The organism is Brunnivagina elsteri CCALA 953 (assembly GCF_002289455.1).
GTDB lineage: Bacteria > Cyanobacteriota > Cyanobacteriia > Cyanobacteriales > Nostocaceae > Brunnivagina > Brunnivagina elsteri.
In genome coordinates this window covers 1-12,347 of record NZ_NTFS01000198.1, presented here as the reverse complement: position 1 = coordinate 12,347, position 12,347 = coordinate 1, and the positions used below count along the sequence as shown (strand labels likewise).

The following is a 12,347-nucleotide window of genomic DNA, read 5'->3' as shown; positions in this document are numbered from 1 at the left end:
TAAGGAAACTGGTATTTGATACATATGTCTGTGTTTTTACAGAGATGGGGTTGAGTCTGATGAGAGTAGGAAATTGACTTTCCTTACGTAAGTAAGTGAGCTATGAAAGGGTGGGATTAGTCGGTTTGGCTACAATTGAAAGGAAATTACTGTAGATAACCTAACTGACGACGGGCTTCAAACAAGCTGACTGCAACGCTAACAGAAAGGTTTAAACTGCGAACACCTGACTCACTCATGGGGATATACAGGGTTTCGTCACACCTTTGGAGGGCATCAGGTGGTAAGCCATTGGTTTCGCTGCCGAATAATAACCAATCATCATCCCGGAATTCAAATTTGGCATAGTTGTGACTACCCCTTACAGTAAACCCTAACCAGCGTCCGCCGCGTTATTGATGTGCCAGTTTGAAATCTTCTAATGTTGGATGGTAGTGCAGCTTGACAAATTCCCAGTAATCTAAGCCAGCACGTTTTAAATATCTATCGCTCAACTCGAAACCTAAAGGACCGACTAAATGTAACTCAGTACTCGTAGCAGCGCATGAACGGGCAATATTGCCAGTATTTGGGGGAATTAGGGGATTAACTAGAACGACTTGGGGCATTGATGGGTAATTACTTAGGTATGAAATATGGCTGTGTATTGTGGATGCTAAATCTATCTGGGAAGTGAGGTCATTTATAGTTTTTATTAATATGAGACAATCTCTAATGATTGATTAGAAATTTAAAACTATCAAAAGAAATACTCCTAGAAGAGTTTAATCCTTCTGGGAGTGTTTGTGAGTCTTATCAGCAAATGTTAATTTTTGCTTAAATTGTAGGAGATGGATACATTTAGTGATTTTACTTGTTTTGGATTTGCAAAATTGCTGTCATAAATAAGCAATTCTAATCAATTTTTTGATTTTTGAGTAGATTTTATGGGGGAAACTGGGTAGCGAGGGGTAAAACCTATCCGGGGAATAACTATTTAATCTTTTATAATCCTAATCCTGAAGATTTATGGTTAAGCGATCGCAGAGGAACAAATTTTTTCTTCTAATTCGATTTCGCGATCGCGGATAGCTGCTATTGCTTGGGTAATCACACAACGAGGGCTGACTCCAACTTGATGGAGTTGTAGCCATTGTTGGGCTTCGTTGCCTTCGCGGAGGATTTTTTGGAGTGGTGATAGAAAACAGCTAAAACCGTTCTGTTTTGCCGTCATCCAGACGCTATCGTAAATTTCGGCTATCCAATCGCGGGCAAGGATAGTTCTACCATCTTGCCAGTGGAGCAAAGGGGCATCTAAACTGGTTGTCGCTGCTGCCATTTCGTTTTTGGCAGTAATATTGATTAATTCATCTGGGGTAAATTTACTCGCAATCAATGGGTCGAGATGGGGATTGGCGATAAGTTGTAAAATTCTAGCTTCAAGTAATGCTGTAATTGCCAGCAAAGCAATGGGATCGGTGACCAAATCACAAATCCTCAACTCCAAACGATTCAGGTCATAGGGACGTTTATCACCGTTGGGACGAACCGATGCCCACAAATGTCGCACGTTTTGCATTGTACCTGCTGCCAGTTGTGCTTCTACCCATTGAATATGGTCGGCATGGCTAGTAAATAAGGGTACGCGACTGGGAGTTTGGGGGAAAATGCCCCAGCGAGTCGAGTGATAACCTGTGGTTTGACTGTCTATAAATGGCGATGAAGCGCTTAATGCCAAAAATAATGGTGCTTCGACTCGGATTAATCGACAAGCACGCATTAGAACTTCTGGGTCGCTGATACCAATATTAATATGAATGCTAGCGGTAACAACTTTTGTACCGTAGGTTTGTTCGATGTAGTCGTGATAGGGGTTAGTTGGATCGGAACGGAAGAAGCGATCGCTCCCACCTAAGGATAATGTGCTACCAGGAATTAGGGTGTAATCACCCAACTGCTGTAAGTAATTTCGCAAACGCTGCCGAGGTGCTAAAAGGCTACATAGTTGTTGGTCATAGTTTGGAGACGGTGCGGTAGTATATTCTACGTTCCGGCTATCTGGTTCGCGGACAAACTCATCCAATGCTGCGATAATTTTGTCGGAGAGTCCAATGACATCACCGTTTGGCGTGCCAGTATACATTTCAACTTCAAAGCCTTTTGATAATGCCACTTAAATTTCTCCTTGCCTCTCCATTCATCTAAATTGTATCGAATTAGACGATTTCATGCCTATATATTTTGGGTGAAGATTGGGAATAGGGGATTGGGTATTGGGCAAGGAAGTGTTATTCAAAATCTGAAATTCAAAATCTGAAATTCAATATAGACGACCCACCGGGTCGTCTCTACGTTTTATAATCGATGTTGTTGGTATACTTCGCTGGCGGCACGATGTAAAAGGGAATGACGGTATGCGACTGCGTTTAAATCTTCTGTATATCCTCCTCCAATGACGCAAGCAACTGGATAACCTTCTTTGACGCAGGTTGTAAGAACTTGCATGTCTCTTCTAAACAATCCTCTGTCGGTTAAGGCTAATTTTCCCAGTTTGTCGTCGATGTGGGAATCTACTCCTGCATCGTAAAAAATTAGGTCGGGTTTGACTTCTGTTAACAAATCTGGTAGGTACTTTGCCAAGGTTTGCAGGTATTCATCGTCTTCCATTCCCACGGGTAAAGGTACATCTAAATCGCTTTTTTGCTTGGTTCCGGGAAAGTTGACTTCGCAGTGCATGGAAAATGTGAAAACGCTGTCGTCGTTTTGGAAAATGAAAGCAGTTCCATCACCTTGATGGACATCTAAATCGACTATGAGAATTTTTTTGATGATACCGGATTTTTGGAGAACACGAGATGCGATCGCTAAGTCGTTGAAGATGCAAAATCCTGAACCATAACTAGGAAAAGCGTGATGGGTTCCACCTGCTGTGTTACAAGCTATTCCAGATTCTAATGCCATTTTTGCAGTCAAAATCGTTCCCCCAACTGCAATACAGGTTCGATTCACTAAAGCTTGACTCCAAGGTAAACCGATTCTTCGCTGTGCTTTGCCATCGAGAGTTCCCTGACAATAAGCTTGAACGTATTCTGGTGTATGTACTAACTCAATTATTTCTGGTAAAGGTTTTGTTGGTGCGTGAAATTGTTCGGGTTTTGCCACCCCATCTGCTAATAACATCTCGTATAACATCCGAAATTTCGGCATGGGGAAACGATGTCCTTCGGGTAATGGGACGACATAATCGGGATGATAAATAATCGGTAAGTCCATGTTGATAAATTTGCGAATGCATTAAATAGTACTCATGATTTATTTCTGCAATAAAAATTAATAGTTAATTAGAGATTTAGATGACAAAACAGAATAAAGCCTTTTCGTTGCTCTCTTCAGATATGAAACTACCAAATGGTCCCCAAAGTCCAGCGATTGTACAAATGCTATCGAAGTTTAAATGTGGTTTTAGTTATTTCTATATCGGTTACTTTTTGCCATTCATTTTTAAAGATGCAGCTTCAATTGCTTGATGGATGTGGATATTATTAGGAGATAAGTTATTTAATGCCTGATTTAATATCTTGTTTAAGATGGTTTTTGGAGCTTGTGGGTTCGCAATTAACAAAAAAGTACGATAATCTCGATTATTTATCACTTAATCCATGAAACTATTGGGTACGTTAGGAGATTTTAAAAAACTTTCTAGGGCTTTTAGGGGAATAGTTGCTAATAAGAATCAGGGTAAACCCCGTTTTCCTCTACAGTATTCTTGATTGTAAACTGTATTTAACTCAACTGAGAACCACTACATACTTAATATCTAGTATTAAATATTTCTCTTGCAGTCGCACGGACAATTTTATTAGCGTCTTGTGTCAGGTACTCGCGAATATGAGATGGAGTATTGGGATTTTTGCTGATTGCGTATCTTTCTAACCAGGAAGAAGAACGGAAATGCTTTTTTAACAGGCTAGTAGGTGCTAAAGGGTGTAATAAAATAAAGAAGCGTGATAGGGATTGGGATGATTGGAAATACTGTCCAAAATACAAGCTAGCTCGTTCTGGGTAGCGTGCGATCGCATTTTTCATTGCAGCAAGATGTATTGAATTTTCTAACATTTTATTACGTAGTAAATCTTCTAAAATCTTAATCGGCGTATGGATATTTCTGGCAACAGCAGTCTTTACAGCCGGATTTTTATCTTTTGCTAATTTTTCTAATAAAGTTGCAGGTGTATAATTTTTTTTGAGGCTACCCGTTTTTTTACTTATAGACGTAATCCCATCACCAAGTAACATCGCTGTTTGCGGATGTAATGCCACAGCTTCACGAATCAAAACCCATTTACTAGCGCTCAATTCCATCAGTTTTTCTGCTGGAGTACCTGAATTTTGTACCGCTTCCCATTCCCGCAAAAACTCTTTTAACGCCCTATTATCCCACTTCTTTGTGGTTCGTAAAATATTCTCTAAGGCTACACTTCTAACTTCTGGATGCTTATCCTGCAAGAGCTTTTCAAGTAAACTAGCATCCAAATTGGGATTTTGGGACAACAACCGACGTAAGCGAAACGAAGAACTGGCAGCAAATTTATGTAAAATGGAAACAGGAACATTTGGATGTCGTAGTAATGCAATCTTGATATCGAGTTTACTAATTTCGGCACATTTTTCTAACAATGTACTAGGAATATCGGAATTTAATGCCAGCTTTTGAGATAAATTTGGAGTTGCTAAGTGAGGAATATCATAACTATCTTTTAATATCAATTCAATTAAAACTTGAATAGGTGTTTTCGGATTGCTAGCAATAGAATAGTCATTATCAATGATTTGCGAAGTCGAATTATTGTGACTACTTGACAAATGAAGCGATTGTTTCTGCTCTAGAGTTTTAACTGCTTGTAAACCCACACGTACATATTTATCAGTGGTCAAATAAGTGAGAATATGATTAGGAGTGCTGAAATTTTCGGCTACAGAATAACGCACTCCAATAACTTCATCTGAAGCTAATTTGGTTAATACTGAAATTGGGATATTGGGATTGCGAGCAACATATTGACGTACACTACTATCAGAATCTGAAGCTAACTGTAATAATGTCGCTTCCGTTGCTCTCGGATTTCGTGCCACATGCTTACGAATATAAGCATCTTTATCATTAGCTAAATATGCAAGTACTTCCACAGGTGTTTTCACATTTTCCACCACACCAACCCGCACATAATAATCAGCATCTCGCACCAATAATTCCAAAATTGCCGAATTAATCTGCGGATGTTTGGCAATTTCCCGACGTAAATCTGTCTTTTTATCTTGTAACAACCTTACCAACAAAGACGCAGGAGTTTTCGGATTTCTGGCAACAGCACTACGTACCCCCAAACGTTTGTCGAGTATAAATTCTTCCAATACCTGCATTGAGACATTTGGATTTAGTGCCACAGCAGCGCGAATTTCCCAGGATTTTGCAGTTGCGAGTTTAGTTAGTAACTCTGGTGTGGTGTTGCCATGAGATGCGATACCGAGAAGAGTTTGTTCCCATTCCTGTGTAGCCATTTCGCTTAATTTCGCAGTGGAAGTATGGGGATTTGCGATCGCAGCTTCATATTCATGAAATAATTGAAAAATAGCATTGGGAGTACTGGGATTTTGAAAAACCGTTCGACGTATCCAAGCATCGCGATCGCCTGCTAGTTGTTCTAAAATATGCACTGGTGTATTCATATTACCAGCTACAGCAATCAAAATTTTCTTAACGACAGTCTTGGGATTTTCCAGCATTGCGGCGATGATATGGGCTGGAGTGTCGCGATGACGGGCAATTTGAGCTAAACTGTTGCGATGTAGTGATGGTAAAAAACTATCGGGAATTACACCAATTTGCCACAAACTAGTTTCACAAAACTGTTCTTCACAAATACAGTCTTTAAAAAGTTGGCGCTTTTGCAAAATCGACAACACAAAATCATCCCATCCTGTTGTCATTTCCCCAGTCCAATTAACGTGCATTTTTGCTACATTGGGAACACGTGAAGTTACCCAATGCTTACTCGCTTCATTAATCAGTTTTTGTAAATCCAATTTGCTAGCTTTTGGATTCATTGCCACAGCATACATAATATTTGCCCGTCTACTAGTTAGTGCCCATTGCACAAATGCATCGGGAATATTTGCCAATTTCAACAAACTAACCTGTGTTTCTTCGGGCATTTCTTGGAGCAAGTTGGGGTTTTCTAATAGTAGTAGGGAAAAAATTGGATTTTCCAGCAATTCTTCGGGAAATTCTGCTCCCATTTGCAATAATATATCAGTTGGAGTATTGGGATTAGTGGTGATAGCTTTGCGGATTTCTCCATCATCGCTATAACTTAATTCCTGTAGTAATTCAGGTGTAGTGCAGATATTTGCAGCGACTACTCGCCCTAATTTTACATTAATCTGGGCTAATTCTTCTAAACGTTGATGTGAAGTTGTTTCGCTTGCTGCTTCTTGTACAAGTGTGAGTAATGTATAAGAATTAACCGAAGAATTAACCATAGCGAAAAGGGGAATAATAGCAAATAATTATTCTTAAACTGTCATATTTTTATCTAAATCACCTTTGTGTTTTCACTGAAATAATTGTCTTTCCGGATAGATAAAGATTTTTATCACGCAGAGACGGGGAGACGCGGAGAGGAAGAGTGTAAAATTACTTATATATGCTTCTTAATATTTCTACTCTGCGCCTCTTCGTGATAATATAATCTTTAAAAAGGATTTTCCTCATCATCATCAAAATAATAATCATCTAATTTTTGCCGCAACTGTAAAGCCGCAACAAATGCGATCGCATCATTTTCATCTTCAATTAATATTTTTAATGCACTTTTAGAAATATTAGGATTTTTCGCCGCAGTTAAACGAATTTCAGCAATTTTATCATCAACTAATTTAGTTAACAGGTTTTGTGGAGTATGAGGATTTTTCGCAACAACAATCCGAATATTTTTATCTGGATGATTTATAGCCCAATCAAAAAATACTAAAGGTAATTTGATTTGGCGAATAATATTTATATCTACTTCAATTAAACCTTTAATTATATTTTCTGAAGTCTCTGAAGAAAGACAAGAATTTTCTACAGCAGCAAGTCTCACCATTCCAGATTTATCTCTAGCTAATGTCTCTAAAGTATTAATTGGTGTATTTTCATTTGCTGCAACCTTCCTGCGAATATCAGAATCTTCATCCTCAGCTAACTTTTCTAAAGATTCTGGAGATGTACAAGAATTCTCCGCAACTGAAATGCGAATATTTTTGTTTTTATCTGTCGCTAACTTTGTTAAAGAATGACTTGGTGTTTTCTGGTTTTCTGCCACTTTATGACGAACGTCATCATTTTTATCTGCTGCTAAATCAGCTAATAAATGTCTTGGTGTTTGGTTACTACTAGCAACAGACTCGCGAATCGACTCCTTGGGATGACGTGATGCCCATTCGACAAAAAACAAAGGTAATTCATCATTAAAAACAAATGGATTATTACTAACTAATTCATTAAAAAAGTCAGGATTTTCTAATATAATTAATTCTAATGCCGGATTACGTAAAACATGAGTTGGAAATTCGTAAAAATACTCGACTAATATATCTGGTGGAGTATTTGGATTGCGTGCGATCGCATTGCGAATTGCTTTATTTCCCTTCCGGGAAATTTCCCGTAAACGTTCTGTTGGTGTATTTTCATCTAAAGCTTCTTCTAGAAAATTCTTACTCTTATTACTCATAATTTTGGAGTTATATATATCCCCGCATGATATCCCCGACTTCTCTAATCGGGGATATTTATATAATTCCCAAATATTGCCGCTACACACTCAATAACCGTACTGTTTCCCCAAATGGAAACTCCTCCAACCCTAAACCACCAGATGTTACTACCCATAAAGTCGGTAATTCTGGAGTATTACCAGGGAATTCACCATATCCATCTGTTAAATAAACACATACCCCCTGACTCTGACCATCCCAGCGATCGCGTACTTTATCGAAGAAGGGTACAAACGATGTGCCACCACCACCTTGGGGCTGTGGGAATGGGCTATTGGCATCGAGTTCATAGGGTCCATAGACATCTACATCTATGTAATATAATTCACATTTGATGTGTGGATAAGAACTTAGAATTCCGCAAACTTCCCCAAGAAACATTTGTAGTTCCTTAACATCAATCGAACCGCTAGTATCGATGGCAATGTAAACCATCACAGATTCACCTTGGAGGGTTTCCAAATACAAACCGCGTCCAATAAATCGACGGTCAAATCCGGTAAAATCAGTAGGTGTTTGCACTAAATAACGCCATAAATAGGAACGCCAATCGATTTGTGGCGATGTTACCGCACCTAATTCGCGCTCGATACCTGCGGGAAGTTTTCCTTGATTTGCAGTACGGGCAATAACTGCCGCTTGTTGTAATGCATGTCGCCAATGTGCTTCTAAGGCAGCTTTTCGCGCTTCCGAGAGGCTGTCTTCCCCATCCCCTAAAGAATCACCCGGTGTATCAAGTAAATCATCATTACCCGAACCTTCCCATAAAGATTTATATTTTTCGACATCTTTTAATAAAACTTCGTAGATTTCTTCCACGCTTTGATGTTCAATTTGTTCGTCACGCAAACCACCTGCGGGTAGCTCAAAAGCTCCTTGCTGAATGATAATCCCGTTGGTGACAATATCGGCAGCAAAGTTCCATAATTGACCATCCCGTACACCTCTTCTAGGTACGTGGAGTAATGCAGCATGGAGTACTTCATGTAACAACAACCCATCTAGTTGTGCAGGGGTTAATGAGAGTAAAAATTCTGGGTTGAAATAGACATTTTTCCCATCAGTTGCAGCAGTGTGATGGGATTCAGTAGGAATAAAGCGGGCAAATAATGCTAAAGTTGCGAAGAAGGGAGATTTCATTCGCAGACGCAGCAGGGAAGCACTAATTATTTTTTGAAATTCCATAACTCATAATCCAAAATCACAACCCAACAAGTTGCTGAAAATCCTTCATAAATTTCTGCAAATTCGCGTCTTTATGCACCAATTTCGCTAAAGTTCCCATTTGTCCCCGACTTCGCATCACTCTAAATATATCTGTCGCAAATAATTGCACCCATTCTGCCGTTGCTTTGTCACTCAACCAGGTAAAAGCATTATATGCTTGGTTTGCATCTTGGGCACGTACCGTTAAACTGATCGCAGTTGCATATCTGACACTTGGTTCCTTAGGAAAAGCTATTTTGTCTCCTTTTCCTTCTAAAATTGGCGTGAGACTAGGCAGCGCTTCATACAAGGCAATAAATGCCATAAATTCTGCCGTTGCCCCCGTACCCACCGCAGGAGCAATATCCAGCCCGACGTAATGTAATGCACTTGCCATTTCCCAGGAGCGTGGTGTGGGGAATGCGGGTTGTTGGGGGTCGATTTTATGTAATAATGTCGAACGGAAGGAAAGGAAAGCAATAATTTGCTCGTGTAAACCTTTTTCTAATGCGTATGCTTTAAAGCTTTCAAAATCTGATTGAACTTCCAGATGCAAAAATCGATTTGCTAAAGGTGCAGGCATATCAAATACTGCTGCTCTGTCTTCTTTGCGGTTCCCAGCAGCCCAAACAAACCATCCTTCGGGGACAATATAACTTCCAACACGTCTATCTAAAATCAACTGCTGTGCGACTCCCTGCATCGCTGGTGGTGCCATATTTAATTCATCAAGAAATAAAATTCCTTTGCCATGATGGGGGAGAAATTCCGGTGGAAACCACTTGGAAATACCATTTTCAGCAACAGGTAAACCACGCAAATCGGTTGGTGCGAGTTGAGACAAACGCACATCTACAAAATCCATTTCGTGTTCTTTGGTAATTTGCCCAACGATGCTAGATTTTCCGATACCAGGAGCTCCCCAAATCATGGTACTGATTTGCAGATTTTTAGCAATTAAGTGGTTTAAATAGGTTTTAAGTTCGTTGGGAGTCATGGGATTTTGGATTTTAGATTTTGGATTTGTAGAGACGTTCCGGTGGAACGTCTGTATCATATTAGGAATTTGTAATAATACAATTATTCGTTGTTATTATTCCCCAATGCATTAATCAAAATGCAGGTTCATGTAAACGAAACGTAGATTTATCCCATTTCCCCGAACCATAAATTTATCGATCGCATCTTTCAATTGTCCTCAACGCTGCATTCTGAATTTCTGGATTGCGATCGCGAGTTAACTGCATTAGCATCTCCACTGGTGTTTGGGGATGTTTCGCTGCATAAATTCGTTCCGATGCGATCGCACTTGTCCCTAAAATACCCAGTAACTTGTGCTGCATTGAGAGCGAAGTATTTGGATGCGCTAGCAATAGCCAGTTAAATCCAGACAATCGGATTAAATTTTCTAGTACTTGAGTTGGGGTATTTGGGTTTTGAGCAACAAATGTACTACATTGCCAATCTTGTGCCAAAAATTCCAGAATGTTACCGGATGTGTTCGGATTATTCGCAACAGCTTGACGAACTGGGATTTGAGAGTCTTTTGCTAATTTTTCGAGTATGTAAGTTGGTGTACTGGGGTTATAAGCTAATGCTTCACGGACTTTTGCTGATGTATCCCCTGCTAACTGTTCAATTATTTCCGCAGAAATACTTGGATTTTGGGCAATAAATAAACGCAACTCAGGTTGTTTTCGTACCCATGTTATCAAAATATCGACTGGTGTGTGGGGATGTTTCGCTACATACTTGCGAACAGATAAGCGCTCATCCATCGCTAAACGCCACAGTATTTGCTGTAATAATTTAGTTGTAGCATTAGGATGCTGGGCAATTAAAATATCCTGAGAACGGGTTTTAGCAATACTTTCCAATACTGATGCTGTAGCGCTGGGATTAGTTGCGATCGCCTTTAATACTTCTTCTTCCTCGTCTTGTACCAATTCAATCAGTAAATCTGCTGGGGTACTGGGATTTTCAGCTACATATTGACGTAATTCTGGGTTTGTCACTGCCCGATCCAGCAAGGTTTGGGGTACATTCGGATGTCTAACTACCATTTGCCGTACCCGCAATTCCCGATGATTTGCCAACTCCATGAGAACGTCAGCAGTAATCGATAAATTTTTTGCCAGTGAATTAGTTGCGTGTATCTGGGAATCAGAGGCTAACTCAATAATAATGGAAATGGGTAAATCAGAACGTTGGGAAATCCCTTGTTTAATTTTGCGATCGCACTTTTTTAGCAACCCATGTATAACAATAATTGGTGTATGCGGGTTTTTCGCCAGTTTGAGATAAATTTCCTGTTGAAAATTTGGATTTGCTTCCCTAACTATCGCTAGTTTTGCCAAAATACTCGGAGAAGTTGCCGGGTTTTTCGCTAGACATAAACGTACTGCGATCGCGCTATATTCCACAAGTATAGAAAGTACCCGTTCTGATACATCCTCACGTTTAATAATAGACAGTCCCAAAGGTGTATCTCTAGGGTTGCGACGTGTCATTTCTTCCAAAGCATTATCGGAAGTATTAGGATGTTTTGCCACCAAATACAAAATTTCTGGATTAGCATGATTTGCTGCACTTGACAAGAAAAAATCTGGCAATTCTGACTGTTTAAGGAGACTTAAGAGCGCATAATAGGGGATATCTGCGGCAAAATTGGGATTTTCCAATAATAGTAGTGAAAACACCGGATTCTTGAGGAATTGCTGCGGAAAAACTTCTGCTAATTTGAGCAAAACCTCAGTTGGAGTATTCGGATTTGCCGCTACAGCTTCCCGAATTGTTATATCATCACTGACAGCAAGCTGACGTAATAACTCAGGTTCCACATTGGGATTTTCGGCAGTTCGTAAATTCGTCGCAGCTAAATTTTCTGGAGATGTAACAATATCCTCAGACTGTTCCTCAGGAGTTTGGTGCATTGTCCTCTTTGTTGCGAGTTAAGTTGCCGTTAGCCAAATACGCATATACTCAGGTGTATTATTTTACTAAATTCCGCCACTTAACCGCGAGTGACAGGTGTTACAAATATATTCGATTTTCATAGTTATATTTACTAGGTAAAGGCAGAGGGCAGAAGATAGAAGGAATAGAATATGTGTTTTCCCTCCTGCTACGGTATTAAAAGCCAATACAATTCAGTTCAGTATTTCTTTTATTCTCTTTGGGTTCTCCCTGTCTACCCTGCTACGGTGTACTTATTAAGTATAATTTCCTTTCATATCCCGGAAGTCATCCCCCCTAACCCCCCTTTGGAAAGCAGGGCTGTTTCGTTCCCTTTTAAACAGGATTTGTCAAGATAGTTAGCGATAAATATCTAAGTAAAGATGACGATT

At 39.6% G+C, this 12,347-nt stretch carries 8 protein-coding genes and 1 pseudogene; all 9 read right to left on the bottom strand.

Annotation, left to right across the window (positions count from 1 at the left end; all coding sequences use genetic code 11):
- Positions 1-146: 146 nt before the first annotated feature.
- Positions 147-608, bottom strand: a pseudogene (locus CK510_RS17335) (tRNA (cytidine(34)-2'-O)-methyltransferase).
- Between the two features lie 404 nt (positions 609-1,012).
- The gene (gene gshA, locus CK510_RS17330; protein ID WP_095722901.1) at positions 1,013-2,152 is read right to left on the bottom strand and encodes a glutamate--cysteine ligase; all 1,140 of its coding nucleotides are present in this window, start codon (positions 2,150-2,152) and stop codon (positions 1,013-1,015) included.
- A 182-nt stretch (positions 2,153-2,334) separates the two neighbouring features.
- The gene (locus CK510_RS17325; RefSeq protein ID WP_095722900.1) at positions 2,335-3,252 is read right to left on the bottom strand and encodes a histone deacetylase family protein; all 918 of its coding nucleotides are present in this window, start codon (positions 3,250-3,252) and stop codon (positions 2,335-2,337) included.
- A gap of 208 nt (positions 3,253-3,460) precedes the next feature.
- The gene (locus CK510_RS31840) at positions 3,461-3,631 is read right to left on the bottom strand and encodes a hypothetical protein (RefSeq protein WP_158224921.1); all 171 of its coding nucleotides are present in this window, start codon (positions 3,629-3,631) and stop codon (positions 3,461-3,463) included.
- A gap of 158 nt (positions 3,632-3,789) precedes the next feature.
- Positions 3,790-6,519, bottom strand: a complete 2,730-nt coding sequence (locus CK510_RS17320; protein ID WP_095722899.1) for a HEAT repeat domain-containing protein — start codon at positions 6,517-6,519, stop codon at positions 3,790-3,792.
- 212 nt (positions 6,520-6,731) lie between these two features.
- Entirely contained in the window at positions 6,732-7,751 is a 1,020-nt protein-coding gene (locus CK510_RS17315; protein ID WP_095722898.1) for a HEAT repeat domain-containing protein, read from the bottom strand.
- Between the two features lie 82 nt (positions 7,752-7,833).
- Positions 7,834-8,979: a vWA domain-containing protein gene (locus CK510_RS17310; RefSeq protein WP_095722897.1), complete on the bottom strand. Its 1,146-nt coding sequence runs from the start codon at positions 8,977-8,979 to the stop codon at positions 7,834-7,836.
- A gap of 16 nt (positions 8,980-8,995) precedes the next feature.
- Positions 8,996-9,997 carry an ATP-binding protein gene (locus tag CK510_RS17305; protein ID WP_095722896.1) on the bottom strand — a complete coding sequence of 334 codons (1,002 nt, stop codon included), beginning with the start codon at positions 9,995-9,997 and terminating at the stop codon, positions 8,996-8,998.
- Positions 9,998-10,172: 175 nt separating this feature from the next.
- Entirely contained in the window at positions 10,173-11,933 is a 1,761-nt protein-coding gene (locus CK510_RS17300) for a variant leucine-rich repeat-containing protein (RefSeq protein ID WP_095722895.1), read from the bottom strand.
- Positions 11,934-12,347: the final 414 nt, after the last annotated feature.

Excerpts from the sequence above, each read along its gene's own strand:
- CK510_RS17310 (WP_095722897.1), bottom strand. The coding sequence starts at position 8,979 with ATGGAATTTCAAAAAATAATTAGTGCTTCCCTGCTGCGTCTGCGAATG.
- CK510_RS17315 (WP_095722898.1), bottom strand. The coding sequence starts at position 7,751 with ATGAGTAATAAGAGTAAGAATTTTCTAGAAGAAGCTTTAGATGAAAAT.
- CK510_RS17320 (WP_095722899.1), bottom strand. The coding sequence starts at position 6,519 with ATGGTTAATTCTTCGGTTAATTCTTATACATTACTCACACTTGTACAA.
- CK510_RS17305 (WP_095722896.1), bottom strand. The coding sequence starts at position 9,997 with ATGACTCCCAACGAACTTAAAACCTATTTAAACCACTTAATTGCTAAA.
- CK510_RS17300 (WP_095722895.1), bottom strand. The coding sequence starts at position 11,933 with ATGCACCAAACTCCTGAGGAACAGTCTGAGGATATTGTTACATCTCCA.
- CK510_RS17325 (WP_095722900.1), bottom strand. The coding sequence starts at position 3,252 with ATGGACTTACCGATTATTTATCATCCCGATTATGTCGTCCCATTACCC.